General features: G+C 62.0%; 1 protein-coding gene. It reads right to left on the bottom strand.

Annotated features, from left to right (window positions below; all coding sequences use genetic code 11):
- Positions 1 to 40: 40 nt before the first annotated feature.
- Positions 41 to 901, bottom strand: an 861-nt coding sequence (locus EOA60_RS35030) for a type IV secretory system conjugative DNA transfer family protein (protein ID WP_164899872.1), incomplete at its 5' end; no start/stop codon positions are given.

Raw genomic sequence — 901 nt, 5'->3', positions numbered from 1 at the left:
CTGCATGGATTAACGTCGCCTCGCTACGCTGTCGGCAGAATTAGTCATCCACCACGTCCGGCAAGGCTTCCGCGACGACGCTTAAATTGCGGTCGAATGTCTCGGCATCGGCCGACTGCGGACGGAAAGATTTGGCCTGAGCGAGGATAGCTGCGATCACAGCCTCTTTTTGCGGCGAGATCCTGGTCGCCGCTGCACGCGCCGCCAAACCCGAAAAATCGACGGAGGTTGACGCTGTGCGCGCCGCCGCCGCGGGTGGGACAGGGGGCGCCTCAACGCCGGCTGAATTTTGCGGCCCGGGCAAGCGGCGGCGAGCGGGCGGCCGCTCGGCACGTCCGACTTTCGCAGCGAACGTCGCACCGCGCGGCAGCCGCGACTGTGTGAGGCCCGAGCGATAGCCTGGCCCGACCGGGACGATCGACTGGACGGCCTGGAAGGGGAGGGGAGGGGTGGCAGCGACTGGTTTGGCATGCTTTGCGTTCGCGCTCTCAGGGAGTGCGATAAAAGCCCGCTTGGAGAGCTCCCGATCAGCGAAATAGAAATTGCGGGTGGCAAGGATTGCGTTTTCGCCACGCGGCAGAATGACGACCTTGCTCCTGTCCATGGTGCGAATTTCGTCCGGACGCATGAGCGGCCGGCGTATTTGCTTGTTGTGAACGGAGCGCGTGTAATAGGTGTCGAAAAGGCTCGCCTGGGTCCTGGTTACGTCTTTTTGAAATTCAGCCGTTTCGCCAATCTGCTCGGAGACGTAGCGCAGGTCGTCGGTCTCCTGGGCGCCGAAGAAGATCTGGACACGCGCAGCGTTGATGAGCGTTTCGCGGCTTTCTTTCCGGTAGATCTCGTCGACGGATTTGAGCGACTGCACGAAAAACCACATCGGTACGCCGTGACCGCCAAGGAC

It is taken from the genome of Mesorhizobium sp. M1A.F.Ca.IN.020.06.1.1 (assembly GCF_004023265.1).
In the GTDB taxonomy this organism is placed as follows: Bacteria; Pseudomonadota; Alphaproteobacteria; order Rhizobiales; family Rhizobiaceae; genus Mesorhizobium.
This window is presented reverse-complemented; position numbering and strand designations above follow the sequence as displayed.